Annotated in this window: 24 protein-coding genes and 1 pseudogene; 19 read left to right on the top strand and 6 right to left on the bottom strand. The window is 66.6% G+C overall.

Translation table 11 applies throughout. The features are described from left to right. Positions 1–23 precede the first annotated feature (23 nt). The 7 genes from odhB (at position 24) to shn_RS18590 (ending at position 5,600) form a co-directional block, all read left to right on the top strand. Positions 24–1,262 carry a 2-oxoglutarate dehydrogenase complex dihydrolipoyllysine-residue succinyltransferase gene (gene odhB, locus shn_RS18620; RefSeq protein WP_064331741.1) on the top strand — a complete coding sequence of 413 codons (1,239 nt, stop codon included), beginning with the start codon at positions 24–26 and terminating at the stop codon, positions 1,260–1,262. Between the two features lie 12 nt (positions 1,263–1,274). Further along, positions 1,275–1,688, top strand: a complete 414-nt coding sequence (locus shn_RS18615; protein WP_064331740.1) for an MAPEG family protein — start codon at positions 1,275–1,277, stop codon at positions 1,686–1,688. Positions 1,689–1,702: 14 nt separating this feature from the next. Next, a complete protein-coding gene (locus tag shn_RS18610; RefSeq protein WP_064331739.1) occupies positions 1,703–2,347 on the top strand; it encodes a LysE family translocator in 645 nt (214 codons plus the stop codon). A 3-nt stretch (positions 2,348–2,350) separates the two neighbouring features. Beyond that, entirely contained in the window at positions 2,351–2,839 is a 489-nt protein-coding gene (locus shn_RS18605; protein WP_064331738.1) for a hypothetical protein, read from the top strand. Then, a complete protein-coding gene (locus tag shn_RS18600) occupies positions 2,836–3,588 on the top strand; it encodes an SDR family oxidoreductase (protein WP_064331737.1) in 753 nt (250 codons plus the stop codon). Before shn_RS18605 ends, shn_RS18600 begins: the two co-directional genes overlap by 4 nt. A gap of 24 nt (positions 3,589–3,612) precedes the next feature. Then, a complete protein-coding gene (gene lpdA / locus shn_RS18595; protein ID WP_064331736.1) occupies positions 3,613–5,019 on the top strand; it encodes a dihydrolipoyl dehydrogenase in 1,407 nt (468 codons plus the stop codon). An 83-nt stretch (positions 5,020–5,102) separates the two neighbouring features. After that, a complete protein-coding gene (locus shn_RS18590) occupies positions 5,103–5,600 on the top strand; it encodes a DUF2867 domain-containing protein (protein WP_064332694.1) in 498 nt (165 codons plus the stop codon). A 3-nt stretch (positions 5,601–5,603) separates the two neighbouring features. Here shn_RS18590 and shn_RS18585 read toward each other — a convergent pair whose 3' ends face one another. After that, positions 5,604–6,686 (bottom strand): TraB/GumN family protein, encoded by a 1,083-nt coding sequence (locus shn_RS18585; RefSeq protein WP_064331735.1) that lies wholly within the window; start codon positions 6,684–6,686, stop codon positions 5,604–5,606. Positions 6,687–6,876: 190 nt separating this feature from the next. Beyond that, positions 6,877–7,812, bottom strand: coding sequence for a tyrosine recombinase XerC (locus shn_RS18580; protein ID WP_064331734.1), 936 nt, complete (start codon positions 7,810–7,812; stop codon positions 6,877–6,879). A gap of 146 nt (positions 7,813–7,958) precedes the next feature. Here shn_RS18580 and shn_RS18575 point away from each other — a divergent pair, with 146 nt between their 5' ends. From shn_RS18575 to shn_RS18535, 9 genes and pseudogenes are all read left to right on the top strand, one after another. Next, positions 7,959–9,095: an AAA family ATPase gene (locus shn_RS18575; protein WP_064331733.1), complete on the top strand. Its 1,137-nt coding sequence runs from the start codon at positions 7,959–7,961 to the stop codon at positions 9,093–9,095. A 61-nt stretch (positions 9,096–9,156) separates the two neighbouring features. Next, positions 9,157–11,360 (top strand): annotated as a pseudogene (locus shn_RS18570) (primosomal protein N'). A 103-nt stretch (positions 11,361–11,463) separates the two neighbouring features. Beyond that, positions 11,464–11,847: a hypothetical protein gene (locus tag shn_RS18565; RefSeq protein ID WP_064331732.1), complete on the top strand. Its 384-nt coding sequence runs from the start codon at positions 11,464–11,466 to the stop codon at positions 11,845–11,847. A gap of 262 nt (positions 11,848–12,109) precedes the next feature. Continuing rightward, positions 12,110–12,676: a F0F1 ATP synthase subunit delta gene (locus tag shn_RS18560; RefSeq protein ID WP_084438156.1), complete on the top strand. Its 567-nt coding sequence runs from the start codon at positions 12,110–12,112 to the stop codon at positions 12,674–12,676. Continuing rightward, positions 12,676–14,205, top strand: a complete 1,530-nt coding sequence (atpA, locus tag shn_RS18555) for a F0F1 ATP synthase subunit alpha (RefSeq protein ID WP_064331730.1) — start codon at positions 12,676–12,678, stop codon at positions 14,203–14,205. The genes shn_RS18560 and atpA overlap by 1 nt, the downstream gene beginning before the upstream one ends. Positions 14,206–14,320: 115 nt before the next feature. Continuing rightward, positions 14,321–15,202: a F0F1 ATP synthase subunit gamma gene (locus shn_RS18550; protein ID WP_064331729.1), complete on the top strand. Its 882-nt coding sequence runs from the start codon at positions 14,321–14,323 to the stop codon at positions 15,200–15,202. 26 nt (positions 15,203–15,228) lie between these two features. Next, a complete protein-coding gene (atpD, locus tag shn_RS18545; RefSeq protein ID WP_084438154.1) occupies positions 15,229–16,758 on the top strand; it encodes a F0F1 ATP synthase subunit beta in 1,530 nt (509 codons plus the stop codon). Positions 16,759–16,855: 97 nt separating this feature from the next. Next, on the top strand, positions 16,856–17,263 hold the full coding sequence (locus tag shn_RS18540) for a F0F1 ATP synthase subunit epsilon (protein ID WP_064331727.1): 408 nt from the start codon (positions 16,856–16,858) through the stop codon (positions 17,261–17,263). Between the two features lie 222 nt (positions 17,264–17,485). Beyond that, positions 17,486–18,913 (top strand): mannose-1-phosphate guanylyltransferase/mannose-6-phosphate isomerase, encoded by a 1,428-nt coding sequence (locus tag shn_RS18535; RefSeq protein ID WP_064331726.1) that lies wholly within the window; start codon positions 17,486–17,488, stop codon positions 18,911–18,913. Here the strand turns inward: shn_RS18535 and shn_RS18530 are convergent. The 4 genes from shn_RS18530 to shn_RS18515 form a co-directional block, all read right to left on the bottom strand. Further along, on the bottom strand, positions 18,910–19,659 hold the full coding sequence (locus shn_RS18530; RefSeq protein ID WP_064331725.1) for a metallophosphoesterase family protein: 750 nt from the start codon (positions 19,657–19,659) through the stop codon (positions 18,910–18,912). The two genes, shn_RS18535 and shn_RS18530, sit on opposite strands and share 4 nt — an antisense overlap. Positions 19,660–19,716: 57 nt before the next feature. Beyond that, a complete protein-coding gene (locus shn_RS18525; RefSeq protein WP_145925963.1) occupies positions 19,717–20,322 on the bottom strand; it encodes a thermonuclease family protein in 606 nt (201 codons plus the stop codon). A 23-nt stretch (positions 20,323–20,345) separates the two neighbouring features. Then, complete coding sequence (locus shn_RS18520) at positions 20,346–21,107, bottom strand: DUF6030 family protein (RefSeq protein ID WP_064331723.1); 762 nt, start codon at positions 21,105–21,107, stop codon at positions 20,346–20,348. Positions 21,108–21,252: 145 nt separating this feature from the next. Then, positions 21,253–22,176 (bottom strand): LysR substrate-binding domain-containing protein, encoded by a 924-nt coding sequence (locus shn_RS18515; RefSeq protein WP_245337325.1) that lies wholly within the window; start codon positions 22,174–22,176, stop codon positions 21,253–21,255. A 91-nt stretch (positions 22,177–22,267) separates the two neighbouring features. On the opposite strand from shn_RS18515, the gene shn_RS18510 reads away from it, so the two are divergent. The 3 genes from shn_RS18510 to shn_RS18500 are packed head-to-tail and all read left to right on the top strand — an operon-like array spanning position 22,268 to position 26,068. Next, positions 22,268–23,410, top strand: coding sequence for an iron-containing alcohol dehydrogenase (locus tag shn_RS18510; RefSeq protein WP_064331722.1), 1,143 nt, complete (start codon positions 22,268–22,270; stop codon positions 23,408–23,410). Positions 23,411–23,418: 8 nt separating this feature from the next. Next, complete coding sequence (locus shn_RS18505; RefSeq protein ID WP_064331721.1) at positions 23,419–24,918, top strand: aldehyde dehydrogenase; 1,500 nt, start codon at positions 23,419–23,421, stop codon at positions 24,916–24,918. A gap of 25 nt (positions 24,919–24,943) precedes the next feature. Further along, complete coding sequence (locus shn_RS18500) at positions 24,944–26,068, top strand: mandelate racemase/muconate lactonizing enzyme family protein (RefSeq protein WP_064331720.1); 1,125 nt, start codon at positions 24,944–24,946, stop codon at positions 26,066–26,068. The last annotated feature ends 69 nt before the right edge of the window (positions 26,069–26,137 follow it).

Here is a 26,137-nt window from a genome sequence, read left to right as displayed (position 1 = left end):
AGAATCACGAACGGAACACACTCATGGCTACCGAAATCCGCGTCCCGACTCTGGGCGAATCCGTCAGCGAAGCGACCGTCGGCACCTGGTTCAAGAAGGTCGGCGACGTCATCAAGGCCGACGAGCCGCTCTGTGAGCTCGAAACCGACAAGGTAACGATCGAAGTGCCTGCGCCGGCTGCCGGCGTCCTGTCGGAAATCACCGCCGCCGCCGGCGAGACCGTTGCCCCGGGCGGCCTGCTCGGCCAGATCGCCGAAGGCGCTTCCGCCGGTGCTGCGGCGCCGGCCGCTGCCGAAAAGGTCGAGAAGGCCGCTGTTGCAGCACCCGCCGCCGAGGCCAAGCCTGCTGCCGGCGCCTCCGCCATGCCGGCCGCTCCGGCTGCTGCCAAGATGCTCGCCGAAAATAACCTTTCGGCCGATCAGGTCGACGGCTCCGGCAAGCGCGGCCAGGTGCTGAAGGGTGATGTCATCGCTGCCGTCGCCAAGGGCACCACGGCCTCCACCGCCGCTGCCGCCGAGCCGGTCAAGGCCGCCGCCCGCGCCCCGTCCTCCGAGGCGGATGCGCCGCGCGAAGAGCGCGTGAAGATGACGCGTCTGCGCCAGACGATCGCCAAGCGCCTCAAGGACGCCCAGAACACCGCCGCCATGCTGACCACCTACAACGAGGTGGACATGTCGGCCGTCATGGACCTGCGCAACCGCTACAAGGAGCTCTTCGAGAAGAAGCACGGCGTCAAGCTCGGCTTCATGGGCTTCTTCACCAAGGCGGTGACCCACGCGCTGAAGGAACTGCCGGCCGTCAACGCCGAGATCGACGGCACCGACATCATCTACAAGAACTACTGCCATGTCGGCGTCGCCGTCGGCACGGACAAGGGCCTCGTCGTCCCGGTCGTGCGCGATGCGGACCAGATGTCGATCGCCGAGATCGAGAAGGAAATCGGCCGCCTCGGCAAGGCCGCCCGTGACGGCGCGCTCTCCATGGCCGACATGCAGGGCGGCACCTTCACCATCTCGAACGGCGGCGTCTACGGCTCGCTGATGTCCTCGCCGATCCTCAATGCCCCGCAGTCCGGCATCCTCGGCATGCACAAGATCCAGGATCGTCCGGTCGTCGTCGGTGGCCAGATCGTCATCCGTCCGATGATGTATCTCGCCCTCTCCTACGACCACCGCATCGTCGACGGCAAGGAAGCCGTGACCTTCCTCGTGCGCGTCAAGGACAGCCTGGAAGATCCGGAACGCCTCGTTCTCGATCTCTGAGCGGAGAACCCCATGGAGGCGGCAGCGTCAGCGTCTTCGCCCATGCTCGTGCTTCTGGCATTGAGCGTGGCGCTGCTCGTCTTCCATATCCTGCTCCAGGGCATGCTCTCGACACGGGAGCTCGGCTCCGCCTGGAACGCCGGCCCGCGCGATGAGCCGCGGCAGCCGGCCGGCCTGATCGCCGGACGCGCCGCGCGTGCGTCGGCGAATTTCCGGGAGACCTATCCGGCCTTCGTCGCGCTCGCCCTGGCGCTCGCCATCGCGGGCGATCCGGCGGGCTGGGGGCTTGCCGGCGCATGGTTGTGGTTCGTCGCCCGGCTTGTCTATCTTCCGCTCTATCTGGCAGGCATACCCTATATCCGCTCGCTCGTCTGGACCGTTGCTTTGGCGGGACTCGCGGTCATGGCGGGCGTGATCATCCTCTAGGAGGCAGGCATCCCATGAGCAACTATCTCCTCGAACTCGCCTCGCTGATGGCGATCTTCGCCTTCGCCATCGTCTCGCCCGGCGCGGATCTCGCCATGGTGATGCGCCAGTCGATCGTGCATGGGCGGCGCGCGGCGATCGTCACGTCCTTCGGCATCGGCACGTCGCTGATGTTCCACGTCACCTATACGATCCTCGGCCTCGGCCTCATCATTTCCCAGTCGATCTACCTCTTCAACATCGTGAAATGGTGCGGCGTCGCTTACCTCGTCTATATCGGCATCAAGGCGCTCAGGGCCGGCAAGGCCGACCTTTCCGTCGAGGCGGTGAAGGGCGGCGAGGATGGCAAGGGCGGACAATCGGCCGTCCGCGCCTTCGGCCTCGGTTTCCTCGCCAATGCGCTGAACCCCAAGCCGGTCTTCTTCTTCCTGTCGATCTTTTCGACCGTGGTCAGCGCCCATACGCCGATCGCCATCAAGTTCGGCTACGGCCTCGTCATGGCCACCTGCCTCATCGCCTGGTTCGTCGGCGTCTCGCTCTTCATGACGACGCCGAAGATGCGTGCGGCCTTCGCGCGCATGAGCCAGTGGATCGACCGGGCGAGCGGTCTCGTCTTCATCGCGCTCGGCATCAAGCTCGCCACGGAAAAGGCCCATTGAGCGATGCGCGGCGCCCTCGTCCTTGCCGGATTTCTTGCCGCAACCGCCGCCTCGGCGACGGAGTGCCGGCAGGACCGCGCGCTCTATGCGGATCGCGACGGGGGCTATGAGCTCACCTTCGAGCCTGTCGGTTCCGACGCGGCAGCGACGAGCCATCATTTCAAGCTGAAGGTCCTGGCGAGCGGCGTGGTGCTCGACGGCGTCGTCATGCCGGGCGAGCCGGCCCGCTCCAATGGCATGGTCATGCACGATTGTCCGGAAGGCGACGTGACCGGCGAGGAGATCGCCGCCTGCACCATCTGGGAAGGCGTGATCTACGCGCTCGACGGCGCCGGCGATGCCGGCCTCCTGCCGGAGGAGGGTGCGGCGGCGGCCGAGACCCTGCTCCTGTCCGGCTTCGGGCCGTCGGTGCGCTATTCGAAGCTTTGGGACGACGGCAAGGCGCGCGTCGCGCTATGGGATGTCTTCAGGCGGAAGGGATGTGCGACATGACGGAAGCTCCCGTTCTTCTCGTCACCGGCGGCAGCCGGGGCATCGGCGCCAGCGTGTGCCGCATGGCGGGCGCCGCCGGCTGGCAGGTCGCGGTGAACTATGCCACCAATCGCGACGCGGCCGAGACCGTGGTCGCCGACATCAGGGCGCTCGGCGGCTCGGCGATCCCGGTTGCGGGCGATGTCGGGACGGAACTCGGCCTCGCCTCCATCTTCTCCGCCATCGACGGCACGTTCGGCCGGCTCGACGGGCTCGTCAACAATGCCGGCATCGTCGCGCTGCCGCAGCGCGTCGACGAGATGTCCGCCGAGCGGCTGGAGCGCATGTTCGCCGTCAACGTGATGGGTTCGATCCGCTGCGCCCAGGAGGCCGTCCGCCGCATGTCGACGCGTCACGGCGGCAAGGGCGGCTCCATCGTCAACATCTCCTCCGTTGCGGCTCTCCTCGGCGCGGCCGGGCAATATGTCGACTATGCCGCCAGCAAGGGCGCCATCGAGAGTTTCACCGTCGGCCTCGCGCGCGAGGTCGCCGCGGAGGGCGTGCGCGTCAATCTCGTGCGCCCCGGCATCATCGATACCGACATCCACGCCTCCGGCGGCCTGCCGGACCGGGCGCGCGACATGGCGTCGCTCATCCCGATGCAGCGGCCGGGAACGGCCGATGAAGTCGCCCATTCCATTCTCTATCTTCTCTCCGATGCGGCGTCCTATGTGACGGGTGCCGCCCTCAACGTCAGCGGCGGGCGCTAGGCCCCCGCGCAGGAAGGACTTGTCATGGCATATGATCTCATCGTTATCGGTTCCGGCCCCGGCGGCTATGTTTGCGCCATCAAGGCGGCCCAGCTCGGCCTCAAGGTCGCGGTCGTCGAAAAGCGCGCCACCTATGGCGGCACCTGCCTCAATGTCGGCTGCATCCCCTCCAAGGCGCTGCTGCATGCCTCCGAGACCTACAGCCACGCCGCCCACGGCCTGGACGCGCTCGGCATCGAGGGTGTCACGCCGGTGCTGAACCTCGCCAAGATGATGGCGCACAAGGATGCGACGGTGAAGTCGAATGTCGACGGCGTCGCCTTCCTCTTCAAGAAGAACAAGATCGACGGCATCCAGGGCACCGGCAAGGTGCTCGGCGCGGGCAAGGTCTCCGTCACCAACGACAAGGGCGAGGAACAGGTCCTCGAGACGAAGAATATCGTCATCGCCACGGGCTCCGACGTCGCCGGCATTCCGGGCGTCCCGGTCGAGATCGACGAAAAGGTCATCGTCTCCTCCACCGGCGGCATCGCGCTCGACAAGGTGCCGGGCCACCTCATCGTCGTCGGCGGCGGCGTCATCGGGCTTGAGCTCGGCTCCGTCTGGGCCCGCCTCGGCGCCAAGGTCACCGTGATCGAATATCTCGACACCATCCTCGGCGGCATGGACGGCGACGTCTCCAAGCAGTTCCAGCGCATGCTGGTCAAGCAGGGCATGGAGTTCAAGCTGGGCGCCAAGGTGACGGGTGTCGAAAAGGCGGGTTCCGGCGCCAAGGTGACCTTCGAGCCCGTCAAGGGCGGCGAGGCCACGACGGTCGAAGCCGATGTCGTGCTGATCGCCACCGGCCGCAAGCCCTATACCGAAGGCCTCGGCCTCAAGGAAGCCGGCGTCGTGCTGGACAATCGCGGCCGCGTCGAGATCGACAACCACTTCCAGACGAACGTCGCCGGCATCTATGCCATCGGCGACGTGGTGCGCGGCCCGATGCTCGCCCACAAGGCGGAAGACGAGGGTGTCGCCGTTGCCGAGATCCTCGCGGGCCAGGCCGGCCACGTGAACTATGACGTCATTCCGAGCGTCGTCTACACCCAGCCGGAAGTCGCCTCCGTCGGCAAGACGGAAGAGGAGCTGAAAGCCGCAGGCATCGCCTACAAGGCCGGCAAGTTCCCCTTCACCGCGAACGGCCGCGCCCGCGCCATGCTGGCGACGGACGGCTTCGTCAAGGTGCTGGCGGACAAGGAGACGGACCGCGTGCTCGGCGTGCACATCGTCGGCTTCGGCGCCGGCGAGATGATCCACGAGGCGGCCGTGCTGATGGAATTCGGCGGCTCCTCCGAAGACCTCGGCCGCACCTGCCACGCGCACCCGACCATGTCTGAAGCCGTCAAGGAAGCCGCGCTCGCGACCTTCTTCAAGCCGATCCACATGTGATCCGGTCAGGCGGCTGCGACAACCGGCCGCCTGTCTTCGCCCGGCGAAGAGGCGCACCATGGAGGCCTTAAAGGATGGCCTTCATGTCCCCCGTTTCGAGACCCGTCTCGCTTCCACATCCGCTTCTGCCTGCCGCCGACTGGGCGGATCGCTTCACGCTGGGCCTGCCCGTCGAGAACCTCACGGCGCGGGAGGCGGCGCGGCTGGCGCTCGAACACCCGCCGGCCTGGGTGCGCCGGCTCATGGCGCTGCGCAATGCGCTCGTCCGGCCTTTCGGCCTGAAGGGGGCGGCTGAGAAGGTCGCGGCGTCGGAGACGGAGATCGGCGGTTTTCCGGTGGTCAGCGCGAGCGACGACCGGGTGGTGCTCGGCTTCGACGACAGGCATCTCAATTTCCGCATCGTCATCGATGTCCGGCAGGACCGGCCGAGCGGCCAGACGCTCAGTGTGATGACGCTCGTCCACCGCAACAACCTGCTCGGCCGGCTCTATCTCGCAGCCGTCATGCCGTTCCACAAGCTGATCGTGCGCACCATGCTGGCCGGCATCGGCCGCAGGATCTCACGCACGCAAGAGCCATGAGGCTCAGGGGACAACGGTCACGCTGAAACCCTGCTTGCGCAGCAACTCCACCACCCCTTCCGGGCCGGCAAGATGCAATGCGCCGACGGCGATGAAGACGTTGCCGCCGGCGAGGATCGGCGCGGCGCGCTCCGCCATCGTGTGGTTGCGGTCGATGATGATGCGCTGCTCGAAATCGGCATAGGCCTGAATGTCCGCGTCCGTCTCGGGCGCGGCGGCGCGCATCATCGGCATGATCATGCCGGTATCGCCGGAAAGGTAGAGCTGGCTCATCGTCTCGATGACGTCCTTCAGCGTGTCGCCGAGTTCCAGCGTCTGGACGAGGCCCTGGACCTGCGGTTCGAGCGGCAGGGAATCGAGGGCGGAAATCTGCTCGACGAGCGTTTCGAGACCCTTCAGCGTCTTGCCCTCGGCAAGCGCATCCTTGGCGAGGCGCTGGTCGAGGAAGGCGGCGCCGGCCGTCTTGCGGGCGATCTCGCAGGCCGGCAGCGCCACGAAGCTCGCGATCATCCACGGTTTCATGCGGCCGACCGCGGCGAGCGAGAGCCCGCGGCTCTTCAGGCCTTCCGCCAGTTTCTCCGCGCCTTCCTTGTCGAGGAAGTCGGTGATGGACCTGCCGTCGGTGAACATGGTGAGGTCGGGGCGGGCGAGCATCGCCGCGCCGGCCTTCTTCTCGTCGGCGATCTCGTCCGATTCGACCACGATCGTGGCGGCCGCGGCAAAGGCGGTACGTGCCGCCTCCGGCATGGCGAGCACGCGCGGGTCCGTCACATGCATGGTGCCGAGCAGCCAGGAGGCGGGCTGGCCGTCCTTCTCGATCTTCCAGAAGATGCCCTTGCCGTTCGGCACGCCATCGGCCTCGGCCCGCAGTTTGGCATAGCCGGCCGGATCGTCCTTTTCGAATTTTTCGAGCAGATTGACGCCGCCGCAGACCGGCGGCTCCTCCGCGCGGGCCGGCGAGAGGCCAGCAAGCACGAAGAGGAAGGAGAGGGCGACCAGCACATGGACGGCAGCCAGCCCCCAGAGGCCGGCATCGGCCAGCCGGTCGGCAAGTGCTTGGCGCTGTCTGCGAAGAAGGACTGTCATGGTCGAACTCCCTGTCTTTTCGGCGGCCCTGAAACGCGTCGCGATCCTCTGGATTCGCCCCCTGCGCTTCAGGGCCTTGATTTTACGCCTGTCGTTCTCGCAAAACCGCTGGGCACTTTTGTGTGCGACATGCTCTAGCCCGGTTGCCCCTCACAATCCCTTAACGGCCTGTGCCCTTGACGAAGCGGCCTCATGCCCGCGGATGGGCGCGGTCGTAGATTTCGAGCAGCCGGGCGGAATCGACACCGGTATACACCTGCGTGGTGGAAAGGCTGGCATGGCCGAGCAGTTCCTGGATGGTGCGCAGATCGCCGCCGCCGGCCAGCAGGTGCGTGGCGAAGGAATGGCGCAGCGCGTGCGGCGTCGCGCTGTCCGGCAGGCCGAGGGCACCGCGCAGCTTCTGCATCTCCCGCTGGATGATTGCCGGTTGCAAGGGGCCGCCGCGCGCGCCGCGGAAGAGCGGTTTGTCCTCTGCCAGCGGGAAGGGGCAGAGCTTCATGTAGTCCTCGACGCCGGCAAGGGCCGGGGCGATCAGCGGCACGATGCGGGTCTTGTCGCCCTTGCCGGTGATGCGCAGCGCGGTCGGCGTGCCGGCGAAATCGGCCGGCGTCAGCGACAGCGCCTCGGAAATGCGCAGGCCGCAGCCGTAGAGGAGCGTCAGGACAGCGGCGTTGCGCAGGCGTATCCACGGTTCCTCGGCCAGTTGTTCATGGGCGTCGACGACGGCGATCGCCTGCCGGTCGGAGAGCGGCTTCGGCAGCGATTTCGGCTGTTTCGGCGAGCGCACCGCCGAAGCGCCGGCGGCATTGGCAAGGCCCTTGCGCTCCAGGTGGCGCAGGAACGAACGCAGGCCCGCAAGGCCGCGGCCGAGCGTGCGCGCACCCGCGCCGTCGCGGCGCCGGGCGGCGAGGAAGCCGCGCAGGTCTGCCGGCCGTAGGTCGCCGATGTCCTTGATACGGGCGGGGGCCGCAAGGTGCTGCGTCAGGAAGGCGAGGAACTGGCGGGTGTCGCGCTCATAAGCCTCCAGCGTGTTGTCGGAAAGCCGCCGCTCCTCCGCCAGCGCGGCGAGCCAGCCCTGGCGCTCGGCCATCAGTGTCGGGTCGGCGATGATGAGGAGATCGGTCATGTCCTGCCCTTTGGCGTTTGCCGGAGCATGGGCGATTTCCGCTTAAGGTTTTGCTAACGTTCGCGTCGGGGCTGGGCAAAGCGGCCCGCCTTCCTCTAGACACGGTGGCTGGTATAGAGAGGGTCTTCCTCCATTCCGGGACCATCATGCTTTTGCGTTCCATGTCTGCCGAAAACTATCGTTCGCTGCGCTCGATCCGCATGGATCTCGGGCGTGTGAACCTGTTCGTCGGTGCAAATGGGGCGGGGAAATCGAACCTCTACCGCTCGCTGCAACTGGTGCAGGCCGCGGTGCGCGGCAGCTTCGCCCATGAGATCGCGGCGGAAGGCGGCATGGCTTCGGCGCTCTGGACGGGCAGGCGGCGGGCGAACGAGCCCGTGCGCATCCGCCTTGAGACCGAGCTTCTCGACGAGGACCGGGCGATCACCTTCCGTTACCGCGTGGAGGCCGGGTTGCGCCCGCCGAAGGCCGCCGCGGGCTTTGCCTTCGAGCCGCAGGTCAAGGTGGAGGAACTGACCATCGAGACCGGGCGGCGGCCGGTGACGGTGATGAAGCGCGCCGGGCCGGGCATCCTAGTGCGCGACGAGACCGGCCGCATGGTCGAGCATCCCGAACAGGCGCTGACCTCGGAGACGGCCATCGCGCTGCTCGGCGATGCCGGGCATTACCCGGAGATTGGCACTTTCCGCCGCGCCGTCTCGCAATGGCGCTTCTTCCACGGCTTCCGCTCCGATCGCGATTCGGCCCTGCGCCAGCCCTGCCTTGCCGTCACCGCGCCGCTGCTCGACCAGGACGGAGCCAATATGGCCGCCGTCTTCGCGACGCTCACCTGGACGCGGGAAGATACGCTCGACCTCGACCGGGCGGTGGCGGACGCGTTCGGCGGGGCGCGGCTTTCCGTGCCGGAGCCGGAGGAGTTCGCCTCCTATGGACTGGTGTTCCCGCAGTTTCCCCAGCGTGTCTTCCAGCCGCGCGAGCTTTCGGACGGGCAGATCCGCTTCCTGGCGCTCGGCGCGGCCCTTCTCTCCTATCGCACGCCGCCGCTGATCGCGCTCAACGAGCCGGAAGCAAGCCTCCATCCGGACATGCTGGCACCGCTTGCCGACATGATCGCGCGGGCCGCGCAGTCGAGCCAGCTCTGGATCGTCACCCATTCCGAGCGGCTGGCACAGGAGGTGGAGACGCGCTGCGGCGTCCGGGCGAAGCGGGTCGTGCGCAATGACGGGGCGACCTGGATCGACGGCATGCGGCTGACGGGCGAAATGGCCGGGGACGACGAATGAGCAGGCCGGCGGCGATCTTTGCGGTTTTCTTCGCGTCGCCGCGGGGGCATCTTCGCGCCTGATGACCAGCGATTCGACCGACCTTTTCGGGGAGAAACTTTTTCCGCGCACGGTGCCCGTGATGGTGCCGGTGCCGACGCCCTTGCCCTATTCCTATTCGGTGCCGGAGGACATGGCGGTCGAGCCGGGCTCGATCGTGCAGGTGCCGCTCGGCCCCGGCTGGTGCCGGGCGTGGTCTGGGACGGTGGCGACGACGGCAAGGTCGATCCGAAGAAGCTGCGGCCGATCGAAAAGGTGTTCGACTGCCCGCCGCTCTCCAAGGAGATGCGCGATTTCCTCGACTGGGTCTCCGCCTATACGGTGACGCCGCCGGGCCTCGTCGCCCGCATGGCGCTGCGCGCGCCCACCGCCTTCGATCCCGAACCGATGATCGAGGGGCTGCGCTTCACCGGCCACCGGCCGGAGCGGCTGACGAGCGCGCGCGAGCGCGTGCTGGAGCTGATCGAGGACGGTGTTCCCTGGACGCGGTCCGGCCTTGCGCATGCCTCCGGCACCTCGACGAGCGTCATCGACGGGCTCGTGAAGCAGGGCACGTTCGAGACGGTCTTCCTGCCGCCGCCGCCGGTCGTGGCGCCGCCCGATCCGGACTATGTCGCGCCGCGGCTCGAAGGGCCGCAGACGGAGAGCGCCGCGGAACTGGTCGAGAGCGTGCGGAAGGGTGAATTCTCCGTCTCGCTGATCGATGGCATCACCGGTTCGGGCAAGACCGAGGTCTATTTCGAGGCGATCGCCGAGACGCTGCGGCGGGGGCGGCAGGTGCTCATCCTCCTGCCGGAAATCGCGCTGACGGCGAGTTTCCTGGAGCGGTTCCAGGATCGTTTCGGCGCCAAGCCCGCGGAGTGGCATTCCGATCTCGCCCCCCGCACCCGCGAGCGTGTCTGGCGGCAGGTGACGACGGGGGATGTCCGGGTCGTGGCCGGTGCGCGCTCGGCGCTCTTCCTGCCGTTCGAAAATCTCGGCCTCATCATCGTCGACGAGGAGCACGACCCGGCCTACAAGCAGGAGGACCGCGTCTTCTACAATGCGCGCGACATGGCGGTGGTCCGGGCGCGCATCGGTGACTTTCCGGCCGTGCTGGTCTCGGCGACGCCTTCGGTGGAAAGCCGGGTCAACAGCGATGTCGGCCGCTACCGCAAACTGCACCTGCCGACGCGTTACGGCGATGCGGCGCTGCCGGACCTGCACCTCGTCGACATGCGGCGGCATCCGCCGGCGCGCGGCGGCTTCCTGTCGCCGGTCATGCTGCGCGGCATCCAGCGCACCATCGAGAAGGGTGAGCAGGCGCTGCTCTTCCTCAACCGCCGCGGTTATGCGCCGTTGACGCTCTGCCGCGTCTGCGGCCACCGCTTCCAGTGCCCGCAATGTTCGAGCTGGCTGGTCGAGCACCGTTTTCGCGGGCAGATTCAATGCCACCATTGCGGTTATGCCGAGCGCACGCCGGAGGCCTGCCCGGAATGCGGCACCTTCGATCACCTCGCCGCCTGCGGGCCGGGGGTGGAGCGCATCGCAGAGGAGGTGGAACGGCATTTTCCCGAGGCGCGCACCATCGTGCTCTCCTCCGACCTGATGGGCGTGAAGCGGCTCAGGCTGGAGCTGGAGGCGATCGCCCGCGGCGAGGCGGATATCGTCATCGGCACGCAGCTCGTCGCCAAGGGGCACAATTTCCCGCTGATGTCGCTGGTCGGCGTGGTGGATGCGGATCTCGGGCTCTCCAACGGCGACCCGCGGGCGGCCGAGCGGACCTTCCAGCTTCTTTCGCAGGTGACGGGGCGTGCCGGGCGCTCGGGCCTGAAGAGCCACGGCCTCATCCAGACCTACCAGCCGGCCCATCCCGTCATGCAGGCCATCGTCTCCGGCGATGCGACGGCGTTCTACGACCGCGAGATCGGCGAGCGGGAGAAGGCGCTGCTGCCGCCGTTCGGCCGGCTCGCCTCGGTCATCGTCTCGGCCGATACGCGCGGCGAGGCGGAGGCGCATGCGCGGGGGCTGCGGCAGGCAGCACCGCAGGTCTCCGGCATCTCCATCCTCGGCCCGGCGGAGGCGCCGCTGGCGCTGATCCGCGGCCGCCACCGCTTCCGCCTCCTGGTGCACGGCCGGCGGGGCAGCGACATGCAGGCCTTCCTGCGCGCCATGCTGGCCAACGGGCCGAAGGAGCGGGCCTCGCTGCAGGTGCAGCTCGACATCGATCCGCAGAGTTTCCTCTGACGTGCGTGGTTAACAAAGAGTTGTGCGAACTTTCCCGGTGCGCTTCTGCCCGTCGCGGGCCTGTGCGATAGAGGGCGGCGGGCAGGCAAGGAGAGGCGCCGAGATGGAATTCTACATCCCCACCGAGACGGGCGAGTTCCTGGCGTTCTGCGCCGCCATCGTGACCATGCTTTTCGGCCTCTTCGCCCTCTTTGCGCCGGGCACGGCCTTGAAGCTCGCCGGTCTCCTGGTCCGGGACGGCACTTCGGAAGGATATGCCTTCGCCCGCTCGGCCGGCGGCTTTTATGCGGGGATCGCCATCGTCGCGCTGCTGATGGCGCAGAGCTGGATCTACATGGCCATCGGCGGCGGTTTCGCGCTGGCCGCGTTCGGCCGCATCCTGTCGCTGATGTCGGACGGTTCCTTCACGCTCAAGAACCTTGCCGTGCTCGCCGTGCAGGCGGTGCTTGCCGCCCTGCCGCTCGGCTACGCCTTCGGCTTCCTCTGAGCGTAAAAACCGCTCTCTGGCGTCCAAAAGCAACAGAACAGAGTGCGCGCAGTCAACTTTTGCCCCGACTGTGGCCGACTTATGGCGCATTCCTGCGTCCGGCGTGTTGCGAGTCCCGGTTTCGTATGCTAGACGAACCGCGAAATTCAGAAAAAGCGGGCGCCAAAGCCTGTAGGGACTGAAGATTACCGCAACGATTTCAAGTGGTTAGGACCGTAGCTTCGCTACTGCCCGGCCTCTTGAATGAAAAGAAGAGAAGCTTGTGCCCGTGGCAGACACATCCCAGCTTGTTTCCGGTGTTGCAGAAAGATACGCGTCTTCGCTTTTCGACCTCGCTCAGGAAGCCGGTTCGGCTGACAGTGTCGGTGCCGATCTTGCCCGTTTCCAGGCACTGATCGATGAAAGCGACGACCTGAAGCGGCTGATCCTCAGCCCCGTCTTCTCCGCCGAAGATCAGACCAAGGCCATTGCCGCCGTTGCCGCAAGGGCCGGCATCACGGGTCTCGTGGCAAACTTCCTCAAGGTGGTTGCGTCAAATCGCCGCCTCTTCGCCGTTCCCGGCATGATCAAGGCATACCGCGTCATCGCGGCCCGCGCCCGCGGCGAAATCACGGCCGACGTCACCTCGGCCCATGCGCTGACCGCAGCGCAGGAAACAGAATTGAAGGCGGCGCTGAAAGGCGTCACCGGCAAAGACGTGGCGATTGCCGTCACCGTCGACCCGTCCATTCTCGGTGGTCTGATCGTCAAGGTCGGGTCCCGCCAGATCGACACCTCCCTTCGCACCAAACTCTCTACCCTTAAGCTTGCACTGAAAGAGGTCGGCTGATGGATATCCGCGCCGCGGAAATTTCCGCAATTCTCAAAGATCAGATCAAAAATTTCGGCAAAGAGGCGGAAGTCTCGGAAGTCGGCCAGGTGCTCTCCGTCGGTGACGGCATCGCCCGCGTTTACGGCCTCGACAATGTCCAGGCTGGTGAAATGGTGGAGTTCCCCGGCGGCATCCGCGGCATGGCGCTGAACCTGGAAAGCGACAATGTCGGTGTCGTTATCTTCGGTTCCGACCGTGACATCAAGGAAGGCGACACCGTCAAGCGCACCGGCGCCATCGTGGACGTGCCGGTCGGTCCGGAACTGCTCGGCCGCGTCGTCGACGCGCTCGGCAACCCGATCGACGGCAAGGGCCCGATCAATGCCAAGCAGCGCGCCCGCGTTGACGTCAAGGCTCCGGGCATCATCCCGCGCAAGTCGGTGCATGAGCCGATGTCGACCGGCCTCAAGGCCATCGACGCCCTCATCCCGGTCGGTCGCGGCCAGCGCGAGCTGGTCATCGGCGACCGCCAGACCGGCAAGACGGCCATCATCCTGGACACGATCCTGAACCAGAAGGCGATCCACGACAACGGCCCGGACGGCGACAAGCTGTACTGCGTCTACGTCGCCATCGGCCAGAAGCGCTCGACCGTCGCCCAGTTCGTTAAGGTGCTCGAAGAGCGCGGCGCGCTCCAGTACTCGATCATCGTCGCTGCAACCGCCTCCGACCCGGCGCCGATGCAGTATCTCGCACCGTTCGCCGGCTGCGCGATGGGCGAATATTTCCGCGACAACGGCAAGCACGCCCTCATCGGCTACGACGACCTGTCCAAGCAGGCCGTTTCCTACCGCCAGATGTCGCTGCTGCTGCGCCGCCCGCCGGGCCGCGAAGCCTATCCGGGCGACGTCTTCTACCTGCATTCGCGCCTGCTGGAACGTGCTGCAAAGCTCAACGACGAGATGGGCGCTGGCTCGCTGACGGCTCTGCCGGTCATCGAAACCCAGGGCAACGACGTTTCGGCGTTCATCCCGACCAACGTGATCTCGATCACCGACGGCCAGATCTTCCTTGAAACGGACCTGTTCTACCAGGGTATCCGCCCGGCCGTGAACGTCGGTCTGTCGGTTTCCCGCGTGGGCTCCTCCGCCCAGATCAAGGCGATGAAGCAGGTCGCCGGCTCGATCAAGGGTGAACTCGCCCAGTATCGCGAAATGGCCGCCTTCGCCCAGTTCGGCTCGGACCTCGATGCCGCAACGCAGCGCCTCCTGAACCGTGGTGCACGCCTGACCGAACTCCTGAAGCAGCCGCAGTTCTCGCCGCTGAAGACGGAAGAGCAGGTCGTCGTGATCTTCGCCGGCGTCAACGGCTATCTCGACAAGCTGCCGGTCGCCCAGGTCGGCAAGTTCGAGCAGGGCCTGCTCGGCTACATGCGCTCCGAAGGCAAGGCGATCCTCGACACGATCCGCACCGAAAAGGCGATCAGCGACGACACCAAGGGCAAGCTCAAGGCCGCCCTCGACGCCTTCGCCAAGAGCTTCGGCTGAGACCTAACGGTTCGAGCCCTGCGCGCCCCCGGCGCGCAGGCAGCCCGGGAACTTTGATTGACGCATGATCCGCTGAGGAGACCTCTCCCGGATCGTGTTACAGGACGGAAAACGGATGCCTTCACTTAAGGATCTGAAAAACCGGATCGCCTCCGTCAAGGCGACGCAGAAGATCACCAAGGCGATGAAGATGGTCGCCGCGGCAAAGCTTCGGCGCGCCCAGGAAGCGGCCGAGGCCGCCCGGCCCTATTCGCAGCGCATGAGCGCCGTTCTCGCCAACATCGCCCAGGCCGTCGGCCAGGACGATTCGGCGCCGCGTCTGATGACCGGCACGGGCAAGGACCAGGTTCACCTGCTCGTCGTCTGCACGGCCGAACGCGGCCTGTGCGGCGGCTTCAACTCGCAGATCGCGCGCCTTGCGCGTGACCACACCCGCAAGCTTCTGGCGAGCGGCAAGACGGTCAAGATCATCTGCGTGGGCAAGAAGGGTTTCGATATCCTGCGCCGCGAATTCGCGTCGCTGATCATCGACCGCGTCGACCTGCGCGAAGTCAAGCGCATCGGCTTTGCCAATGCAGACCAGATCGGCCACAAGGTCATCGGCCTGTTCGAGCAAGGCGAATTCGACGTCTGCACGCTGTTCTATTCCGAGTTCAAGTCGGTCATCGCGCAGATTCCGACCGCGCTCCAGCTCATCCCGGCCTCCGCTCCGGCGGTCGCTGCCGAGACGACGGGCGCCACCGCGATCTACGACTACGAGCCGGATGCTGGCGCGATCCTCGGGGACCTCATCCCGCGCAACATTTCCGTCCAGATCTTCCGGGCCCTGCTCGAGAACGTCGCCGGCGAAATGGGCGCCAAGATGAGCGCCATGGACAACGCGACCCGCAATGCTGGTGAGATGATCAACAAGCTGACGCTCAACTACAACCGTCAGCGCCAGGCTCAGATCACCAAGGAACTCATCGAAATCATCTCGGGCGCTGAAGCGCTCTAAGGACCAGGACAAAGAGGGTAAGAGACATGGCTAAGGCAGCTACCCCGAAGGAAACCGCCGCAGTGGAAAAGAAGCCGGCAGCGCGCAGGCCGGCAGCGAAGACTGCTGCTGCAACCAAGGCGGCGGCTCCGGTCGCAGCCGGCGCGACCGGTCGCGTTACCCAGGTTATCGGCGCCGTCGTTGACGTCGCCTTCGACGGCGACCTGCCGCTCATCCTGAACGCGCTGGAAACCGACAACAACGGCAACCGCCTCGTTCTCGAAGTCGCCCAGCATCTCGGCGAAAACACGGTTCGCACGATCGCCATGGACTCGACCGAAGGTCTCGTCCGCGGCCAGCCCGTGACCGACACCGGCGCCCCGATCTCCGTTCCGGTCGGCGACGAGACGCTCGGCCGCATCATGAACGTCATCGGCGAGCCCGTCGACGAAGCCGGCCCGCTCGTCACCAAGGCGAAGCGCGCCATCCACCAGGACGCTCCGGCCTATGTCGAGCAGTCCACGGAAGCGCAGATCCTCGTCACCGGCATCAAGGTCGTCGACCTGCTGGCTCCCTACGCAAAGGGCGGCAAGATCGGCCTCTTCGGCGGTGCAGGCGTCGGCAAGACCGTTCTCATCATGGAACTGATCAACAACGTCGCCAAGGCGCACGGTGGTTACTCGGTGTTCGCGGGCGTCGGTGAACGCACCCGCGAAGGCAACGACCTCTATCACGAAATGATCGAATCGGGCGTGAACAAGCACGGCGGCGGCGAAGGCTCCAAGGCCGCCCTCGTCTACGGCCAGATGAACGAGCCGCCGGGCGCACGCGCGCGCGTCGCTCTGACCGGTCTGACGATCGCTGAAGACTTCCGCGACAAGGGTCAGGACGTTCTGTTCTTCGTCGACAACATCTTCCGCTTCACGCAGGCCGGTTCCGAAGTGTCGGCTCTGCTCGGCCGCATCCCGTCGGCCGTGGGCTATCAGCCGACGCTCGCGACCGACATGGGCCAGATGCAGGAACGCATCACCACCACGACCAAGGGCTCGATCACCTCGGTCCAGGCCATCTACGTTCCCGCCGACGACTTGACCGACCCGGCGCCGGCAACCTCGTTCGCCCACCTCGACGCAACGACGGTTCTGTCCCGTTCGATCGCCGAAAAGGGCATCTACCCGGCCGTGGACCCGCTCGACTCGACCTCGCGCATGCTCGACCCGATGGTTGTCGGCGAAGAGCACTACGAAGTCGCCCGCAAGGTCCAGACGACCCTGCAGCGCTACAAGGCTCTCCAGGACATCATCGCCATCCTCGGCATGGACGAACTGTCGGAAGACGACAAGCTGGCCGTTGCCCGCGCCCGCAAGATCGAGCGCTTCCTGTCCCAGCCGTTCTTCGTCGCCGAAGTCTTCACCGGTTCGCCGGGCAAGCTCGTCGCGCTCGAAGACACGATCAAGGGCTTCAAGGGTCTCGTCAACGGCGAGTACGACCACCTGCCGGAAGCTGCCTTCTACATGGTCGGCTCCATGGAAGAAGCCGTCGAGAAGGCCAAGAAGCTGGCTGCCGAAGCGGCTTAACAGCGAATAGGAAATAGGGAGTAGCGAATAGGGAAAACGCGAACTTCGAATACGAATTCTATTCGCTATTCGCTATTCGCTATTCGCTAAGATGGTCATGGCAACAGAATTCAACTTTGAACTCGTTTCCCCCGAGCGCCTGCTGGTTTCCGGCAGCGTCAGCGAAGTCGTCATCCCGGCGACCGAGGGCGAGATGACCGTCATGGCCAACCACGCGCCGACCATGACGACGATCAAGCCGGGTATCGTCACCGTGAAGTTCGCGGACGGCAAGAAGGACCGCTACGTGGTCTTCGGCGGTTTCGCCGACATCGTCCCGACCGGCTGCACGCTGCTGGCCGAATCGGCCGTGCATGTCGACGACTTCAAGAGCGAGGACATCGTTCGTCGCATCGAAGCCGCCCGTGCCGAGCTGAACCATGCCAAGTCGGACGACCAGAAGTTCGGCATCGAGACCTATCTCGCCGAACTCACCACGCTGCAGGGGATCGTCGTACCGGCCTGATTGCGGTACGCGTTTCCGCCTGTCAAACCCGCCGTTCCGGCGGGTTTTTTGTTGCCTGCGATTTACCGCTTTCGGAGAAGGTCCTCTTTACCCTATCCGCAACATTGCGTACCCGACCGGAACGCCAGGTTGTGGTAATTTGCTGTTTCTTTACGACGCCGGGCGAGAGTGGCGCGCAAGGCGTGCGCCATGAGGGCGGACCAACGCATCAGGACGAGCAGGATGAGCAGCAAGATCGTACCCGTCATCATGGCCGGCGGTAAGGGCACCCGTCTCTGGCCGCTGTCGCGCGCCTCCGCGCCAAAGCAGTTCCTCGAATTCCTCGGGGGAACCACGCTCTTCCAGAAGACGCTGGCGCGCGTCGCCGATGCGGGGGTCTATGCGGCGCCGATCGTCGTCACCAACAGCGACTTCCGCTTCCTCGTCGCCGAGCAGGCCCGCGCGGCCGGCGTCGCGCTGACCTCGATCCTGCTGGAGCCCGTTGCCCGCAACACGGCGCCGGCGCTCGCCGCCGCCGCGGCCTTCATCGCCGGCCTTCATGGCGACGACGCGATCATGCAGGTGCTCGCCTCCGATCATGAGATTGATGCCAACGCGACCTATTTCGACTGCATCGCCAAGGCGGCGGCGGCTGCACGGGCCGGCCGCCTCGTGACCTTCGGCATCACGCCGAGCGAGCCTGCGACCGGCTACGGCTATATCGAGATCGGCGAGGACCTCGGCAACGGCGCCAATGCGGTGCGCCGCTTCGTCGAGAAGCCCAACCACGAGAAGGCGACGGCCATGCTGGCGGCCGGCGGTTATCTGTGGAATTCCGGCATGTTCATGCTGCCGGTCGGGTTCTTCCTGCGCGAACTGCGGCAATATGCGCCGGACGTGCTGGAGGCGGCCGGCGAAGCGGTCGCCAAGGCCCAGCACGACCTCGACTTCGAGCGGCTCGACGAGGCGGCCTTTTCGCGCGCGCCCGATATCTCCGTCGACTATGCCATCTTCGAGAAGACGCCGATCGCCGCCGTCGTGCCTTCGCCAATCACCTGGTCCGATCTCGGAAGTTGGGATTCGGTGTGGAAGACCGGCCGGCAGGACGAGGCCGGCAATGTCGCCGATGGCAGCACGACGGTGCTCGACACGCGCAACTCGCTGGTCATCTCGCGGGACATCCACGTCGCCGTGCAGGGCCTCGACAATGTCGCCGTCATCGCCAGCGAGGACGCCGTCTATGTCGGCCGCATGGAGGACAGCCAGAATGTCGGCAAGCTGGTGAAGCATCTCGCCAGCCTGCCGAAGACGGCGAAGCTGACCGAGACACACCCGACCTCCTACCGGCCGTGGGGCGGCTATACCTCGGTGCTGAACGGCGAGCGTTTCCAGGTCAAGCGCCTGTTCGTGACGCCGGGCAAGCGGCTGTCGCTGCAAAAGCACCATCATCGCTCGGAACACTGGATCGTCGTGCGGGGCACGGCCGAGGTGACGATCGGCGACAGGACGATCCCGCTGCGCGAGAACGAGTCCGTCTACATTCCACAGGGCGAGGTGCATCGCCTCGCCAATCCGGGAAAAATCCTGCTCGAACTGATCGAGGTGCAGACCGGCTCCTATCTCGGCGAGGATGACATCATCCGGATCGAGGACGAATTCGGGCGGGGCTAAACCAAGTCCGCGCCCGCAAGGGTCACCCTGAGGGCGGTCAGGCGGCCGGTGGCGTAGCAGGTCGTGTCGATGCAGATGCGGCCCTTGCCGAAGACCGGCTCGCGCCCGGCTGTATGGCCGTGGATGACCGTCAGCGGCAGGCCGGGGCCTTCGCTGAGGAAGGGCTCGCGGATCCAGATCAGGTCTTGGTCTTCCTGCCGGGCGAGCGGAATGCCGGGCATGATGCCGGCATGGACGAAGAGCCGGTCGCCACTCGTCAGCGCGATCGGCATGGCCTGCAGGAAATCGATATGGTGCTGCGGGACCGCCCGGCGCAGGGCCGCGCCGAGCGCGTGCACCGCCTCGTCTCGGTCGGTATAGTCCGCAAGGTCCAGCCCGTAGGAGCGCAGCGTCGCGTCGCCGCCGTAGTCCAGCCAGCGCAGGTGCTGGTGCGGATTGAAGATGAATTTCAGGAACGTGTCGTCATGGTTGCCGCACAGCGCGATGCGCTCCATGCCGTCGCCATGGTCGGGCTTCGCCAGATGCTCGATGACCGCCCGGGAGGCAGGGCCTCGGTCGACATAATCGCCGAGATAGAGGATGAGCGGCCGCTCGGCCATGCGGGGCGCGGCGTCCGCGCGGATCCTCTCCTCCAGCGCCAGCAGGGCGTCGAGACAGCCATGCACATCGCCGATGGCGTAGATGAGCGGCCGGTCGGCGGCAAGCGTGAGACGCTGACGAAAGATGGGTTGGGCAGGAAGGGTCATGGCCTGTCATAGCGGGGATGGAGCGGGGAGGGAACCGGCAAAGTGGCGCCATCGCCCTCAGCGCCGCCGCCCCGGCGGGCATCGCCCGAGCGCGCGGCATTCCGCGTCGATCCAGATGCCGGTCTTTCGCCGCATGGCGTCCTCCTGCGTGCCGGCAAGCCTCGGCGTGGCGGCCGAGGCCGCGCCGGTCGCGACGAGCGTTTCGGCAAGATCCCTGCCGCCGGCCGAGCAGGTGAGGAAGGACACGCCGGAAAACCGGATATCCTCCGCGCAGGTCAGGCTCTTGCCGGCGACCAGCCGCCTGAGGGCGATCCGCGCCTGCTGGCCGCAGACGGCGACCGTGCCGTCGGCATCGCGGCAGAACCGCTTCGGATCGACCGGCACGGCGTCCGTCAGCACATAGAGCCGGCCGCCGTCGGCGAAGGAGGCGCTGTCGAAGACGGTGACGCGGGCGGTCGGATGAAGACGCAGCGGCAGCACGATCGGCTCCACGGCCAGCCGCTCATAGGCCTGCGCCTTCCGGTCGATGCGCACGGGCTTGTCGGTCCAGATCGGATCGTCCGAAACCGGGCCGGATTCGAGGCCGGCAGCCTGGGCGGTGGCCGCCGAGAGGAGGAAGACGAGCACCTGTGCCAACCCTGTGCGCTTTGCCGGTCTTTTCATGGCAGGCTTCATCTTGCCACCTGTCACAGCTTGTCGGGCAGCGGCAGCCAGCGGCCGCGGTCGAAATAATCCGGCAGGTAGGAACCGCGGTTTCGCGTGCGGTCCGGCGTGATGATGAAATTGTAGCGTGGCGTCTCGCTGAACTCCTTCTTGAGCTGGATGCGGTTGCCGAAGCGGATGATGTCGAATTCCTTGAGGGCGCGGATATCGGTGAAGATGTCGGGCGCCTCTTCCCAGCGCACCTCGTCGAGGAAGACCTCGATCGCCGCGATGACGGCATCCGTCACGCGGTTCTGCGTCGCCGTGTTCTCGATGTTGAGCTTGATGCGGAAGGAGGAGACGCGCGTTTCCGCATTGCCCCTGATCGACAGGAAGGCGGAGGAGGGCGGATTCGTGCCGTCGTTCGCGTCCGGGAATTCGCGGTAGGACTGGCATTCCCAGCTCTGCTGGTCGAACAGCCCGGCCTTCCAGCCGGCCGTCTCGAAGCCGCTGCGGCGCAGCGCCTCGCAGAGCATTTCCGGTGCCTTGCGGATGGTGCGGACGAACCGGGTCTGCATCGGCGTGACGGGCGTCAGGAGCCGTTCCGGAATGAGGCCCTTTGCGCGTGGCACGCGGTTGCCCTTCATCTCATAGGGACGCAGCGCGCGCGTCTGCGGCGTCACGGCGACGGGATCGTAGCCGAAACGGGCGAGCAAGCGGTTGAGATTGCGGTAGTCGTTGGCCAAGAGCACGGTCGCGCCGATGGCCCCGAGCAGCACGATGGCCAAAAGCCCGAAGACAACCAAGCCGGATCTGCCTTGCTTCCGCTCCGTCATGCCGAACCGCGCCGTTGCCCGTGTCGATGCGGTGTGCCGGACCCATGCCGGGCCGGATCCATCGATCTCCCGCTCCTGATAGGCTACTCCCCGGATGCCTGCAAGCGCGGGAGCCTTACGGCCCGGCGCGGCTGGCGAGCAGGCTGTCGTGCAGCCGGAGCGCTTCGGGCGGCGAGGTGCGGAATTTCGGCAGGCCGAGATGGTAGCCGTAGCCGGTGACGAGGCGCGTCTCCCCGAGCTGCACCAGGGTGCCCTCGGCAAGCGCGGCGGCAAGCAGATCGAGGCTGCCGAGCGCCACGCCATCGCCGCTGATGGCCGCGTCGATGGCGAGCGCATAGGTAGAGAAGGTGAGGTGCGGTCGCGGCGGCGCCTTGCGCAGCGCCTGTGGCGCGACCCGCTCCAGCCAGGGGCGGAAGGAGATCCAGTTGGCATTGAAGCGCTCGTAGTCGATGAGGTCGAGGGCGATGAGATCGGCCGGGACGATGGCAGCAGCATCAAGGCCCTTGCGGGCGATATAGTCCGGCGAGGCCACGGGGGCGAGCGTTTCGGCGAGAAGCGGCGTCAGCGTCCAGCGGGGGTGCTCGCCGGCGCTGTAGAGGATGACGAGGTCGTTGTTTTCGGAGGCGAGGTCGGCCGGGCTGTCCGACGTGACGAGGCGGAGCGCGACGTCGGGATTGTCGCGGGAGAAATCGCGCAGGCGCGGGCCGAGCCAGAGATGGGAGACCGATCCGCTTGCGGCGAGCGAGATGCTCTGTCCCGCACCGGTGCGGAACGGCTCCAGGCTTTCCTCCAGATAATCGAGCGAGGCGCGCACGCGCTGGAACAGCCTTTCGCCGCGGGGCGTCAGGGCCAGGTTCTTGCCGCTTCGGGCGAAGAGCTGCGTGCCGAGATGATCCTCCAGTCCCTTGATGCGCCGGCTGACGGCCGCCTGGGTGATGTTCAGCTCCCGCCCGGCGCGCGAAAAGTTCATGTGCCGGCAGGCGGCGTCGAAGACACGGAAGGCTTCGAGGGGGATATGGGCGAGCATGGCGTCCTTCATGATCTGAAGTTATCAAAAAGACTGAAAAATCCAAGGATTTGAAAATCTGAAATTGTGATGCACGGTTCGACAAATCCGTTCGGGAGGTTCCGTGCCGTTCACAACGTCTTTCGTGCCCGAGATCCGTTTCGGCGAAGGGGTCCATGAGACCATCGCCGCATCCGCCCGTGCGCTCGGTGCCCGCTCCGTGCTCGTCGTCATCGACGGTTTCCTTGCGGCCGGCGGGCTCGGCGAGCGCCTGGCCGGCCAGTTTGATACCGAGGGCGTGGCGGTGGCGTTCTTCTCCGGTTTTGCCGGCGAGCCGAAGCTGGCCGCGGTCGAGGCCGCCACGGCTGCCGCCCGCGGCAAGGACCTCGTCGTCGGTCTCGGCGGCGGGTCGGCGCTCGATATCGCCAAGATTGCGGCCTGCGTGGCGGCGGGCGCGGACGGCCCGATGCATTATGCGCTTGCCGCCCACCCTTTGCCGGGCCGGCCGCTGCGCAAGATCCTGGTGCCGACGACGGCGGGCACCGGCTCGGAAACGTCGGCGACGACCATCTTCACCGGGCCGGAAGGCAAGAAGCTGTGGATCTGGGGGCCGGAGACCAAGGCGGACCTCGTGCTGCTCGATCCGGCGCTGACCGTGACGCTTCCGGCAAATCTTACCGCCTGGTGCGGCCTCGACGCCTTCGTGCATGCCTTCGAGGCGGCGACCAACCGCAACGCCCATGCCGGCGCCGCGCTCTATGCCCATGCCGCCCTCGGCCTCCTCGTGGAGGCGCTGGAAACGGCGGTCAACAACCCGGCGGACAAGGGCGCGCGCGGCAAGGTGCTGCTCGGCGCCTGTTATGCCGGCATCGCGATCGACAATTGCGGCACGGCGATCGCCCATACGATCAGCCATGCGCTCGCCGGCCTTGCGCCGGTGCATCACGGGCTCGCCACGGCACTCGGCTTCGAGGCGACGCTCGGCTGGCTCGTCGAGGCCGACACGGCCGACCTTGCCGCGGCCGCGCGGGCCTGCGGCCTGCAGGATGCGGCGATGCTGCCCGGCTTCGTCGCCGGCCTGATGGACCGTTGCGGCATCGTCCGCGCCCTGCCGGCCGCCTTTGCCGCCTTCACCGCCGAAGACCTCGCCCGTGAAATGCGCGCGCCGGAGAACCAGCCGATGCGCCGCTCGACGATCCGGGCGGTTTCGGATGCCGATATCGATGCCTTCGCCGCCAGCATGATGGCCCTGCCCCGGACGCTCTGAGGACGACCATGACCGAACAGTACAGCCGCGCCTATTGGGAAGAACGCCTTGCCGGCCTCTCGCTTGCCCGCGGGCATTTCATCGACGGCAGGGCACAGCCCGCCGTTTCCGGCCGGACCTTTACCCGAACGCGGCCCATGGACGGCCAGCCCGGCGCCGTGCTGGCGCGCGGCGACGCCGCCGATGTCGACCGTGCCGTGGCCTCCGCCTGCAAGGCCTTTGCCAGTGGTGTGTGGCGTGGCAAGGAGCCGCTGGAGAAGAAGCGGATCATGCTGCGCTGGGCGGAATTGATCCGCGCCCATGGCGAAGAGCTGGCGCTTCTCGAAACGCTCGATGTCGGCAAGCCGGTGCAGGCCTCGCTCGGCGTCGACGTGCGCCTCTGTGCCGAGGGCATCCAGTATTACGGCGAGATGATCGACAAGATGTATGACGAGATCGCCCCGACCGGGCCGAAGGCGCGCGCCCTCGTCCGCAAGGTGCCGCTCGGCGTCGTCGCGGCGATCACGCCGTGGAACTATCCGATGATCATCGATGCCTGGAAGCTCGGGCCGGCGATCGCGGCCGGCAATTGCGTGGTGCTGAAGCCGGCCGAGCAGTCCTCGCTCTCGGCGCTGCGGCTCGCCGAGCTTGCCGTCGAGGCGGGCCTGCCCGCCGGCGTCTTCAACGTCGTCACAGGCTTCGGCGAGGAGGTCGGCAAGCCGCTGGCGCTCCACGCGGATGTCGACATGGTCGCCTTCACCGGCTCGACCGAGGTGGGCAGGCTGATCATGGGCTATGCCGCGCAATCGAATCTCAAGCGCGTGGCGCTGGAACTCGGCGGCAAGTCGCCGCTCGTCGTCTTTGCCGATGCCGATCTCGACGCGGCGGCGAGCGCGGCCGCCTGGGGCTGCTTCTACAATTCCGGCGAGACCTGCCATGCCGCGACCCGCCTTCTCGTGCAGCGCCCGGTGCAGGATGCTCTGATTGAGAAGATCGAGACGGTGGTGAAGCGCGAGATCGTGCTGGCGCATCCCTTCGAACCTTCGGCGCAGATCGGCGCGTTGATCGAGGCGGAGCACATGGACAAGGTCCTCGGCCTCGTCGCGGCGGGGGAGGCGGACGGCGGGCGCCGCGTCTTCGGCGCGGAGCGGGTGCTGTCCGAGACGGGGGGCTGCTATGTCTCGCCGGGTGTCATCACGGATGTGACGAACGACATGCGCATCGCCCGGCAGGAGATCTTCGGCCCTGTGCTTGCGGCCATCGCCTTCGACACGGAGGAGGAAGCGCTCGCCATCGCCAACGACACCATCTACGGGCTTGCCGGCGCCGTCTTCACCCGCGACATGGACCGGGCGCACCGGTTCTCCGAGGGCATCCATGCCGGCACGGTCTGGATCAACACCTACGACATGTCGAATTTCGCGACGCCCTTCGGCGGCTTCAAGCAATCGGGTTTCGGCCGCGACCGCTCGGTGCATGCGATCGACAAATATTGCGACTACAAGACGATCTGGCAGCAGTTCGGTTGAAGGCTCAAGTCCAGGGGAGGAGCGCATGAGCAGGATCGTTTCCATCGGTATCAGCCATCACCGGCTGCCGCTCGATCCGCCGTTCAAGGCGAGCTGGGACGGGCGCCCGCGCCGACATTTCGACGCGACGATCGTGCGCGTGCGCGACGAGGAAGGTCGCGAAGGCATCGGCTCCGGCGACCTGATGAAGGGGTTCGAGGGCCATGAGGACCTGTTCATCGGCGCGGACCCGCGCCATCTCGAACGGCATTACGAAGTGCTCTCGCACATCAATTTCCACTATGGCCGCTGCTGGCCGCTCGATCTGGCGCTCTGGGACCTTGCGGGCAAGGTGACGGGCGAGCCGGTCTGGCGCATGCTCGGCGGCCGTGCCGACCGGGTGCGGCTCTATGCGTCCTCCGGCGTGCTGAGAGAACCTGCCGCCATGGCTGAGCAGGCCGAGCGCTATATCGCGGAAGGCTTTCCGGCGATGAAGGTGCGGTTCTCTTCCTCCGCCGGCGGGCGCAACGGCTGGCGCGAGGACGTGAAGGCGCTGGAGGCGATCCGCTCCCGTGTCGGCGACCGGCTGGAGCTGATGGTCGACTGCAACCAGGGTTGGCGCATGCCCTGGGACACGACGCTCTCCTGGACCTTCAAGGATGCGCTCGTCGTCGCGCGCGAGCTGGAACGGCTCGGCATCTACTGGATGGAGGAGCCGTTGCACCGCTCCGACCGCAAGGGCATGAAGGCGTTGAAAGAGGCGACGAGCGTGCGCATCGCGGGCGGGGAGATGACGCGCGAGCTTTACGAGTTCCGCGACATCATCGAGGAGCGCGCCTTCGACGTGATCCAGCCGGACGTGGCGCTGGTCGGCGGCATCACGGGATGCCGGCGGCTCGCCTTCCAGGCGCGCGAGGCGGGCGTCGCCTTCACTCCGCATTCCTGGACGAACGGCATCGGCGTGCTCGCCAATGCGCATCTGACGGCGGGGGCGGGTGATGCGCCCTTCCTCGAATATCCCTATGACGGGCCGGAATGGAGCGAGGCGCGCCGCGATTATCCGCTGCAGGCGCCGCTACGGCACGAGGACGGCTGGCTGGTGCTGGGCGAAACGCCCGGCCTCGGCGTGGTCCTCGACGAGGACCGGCTCCGGGCGACGCGGCTCGGCTGAACCGCTTCACTTCGTCTCCCTGCGCATTCGACCCTTGACATCCGCCGCCGGGAGGCCGACTTCACGGGG

Source organism: Shinella sp. HZN7 (genome assembly GCF_001652565.1).
GTDB lineage: Bacteria > Pseudomonadota > Alphaproteobacteria > Rhizobiales > Rhizobiaceae > Shinella > Shinella granuli.
This window is presented reverse-complemented; position numbering and strand designations above follow the sequence as displayed.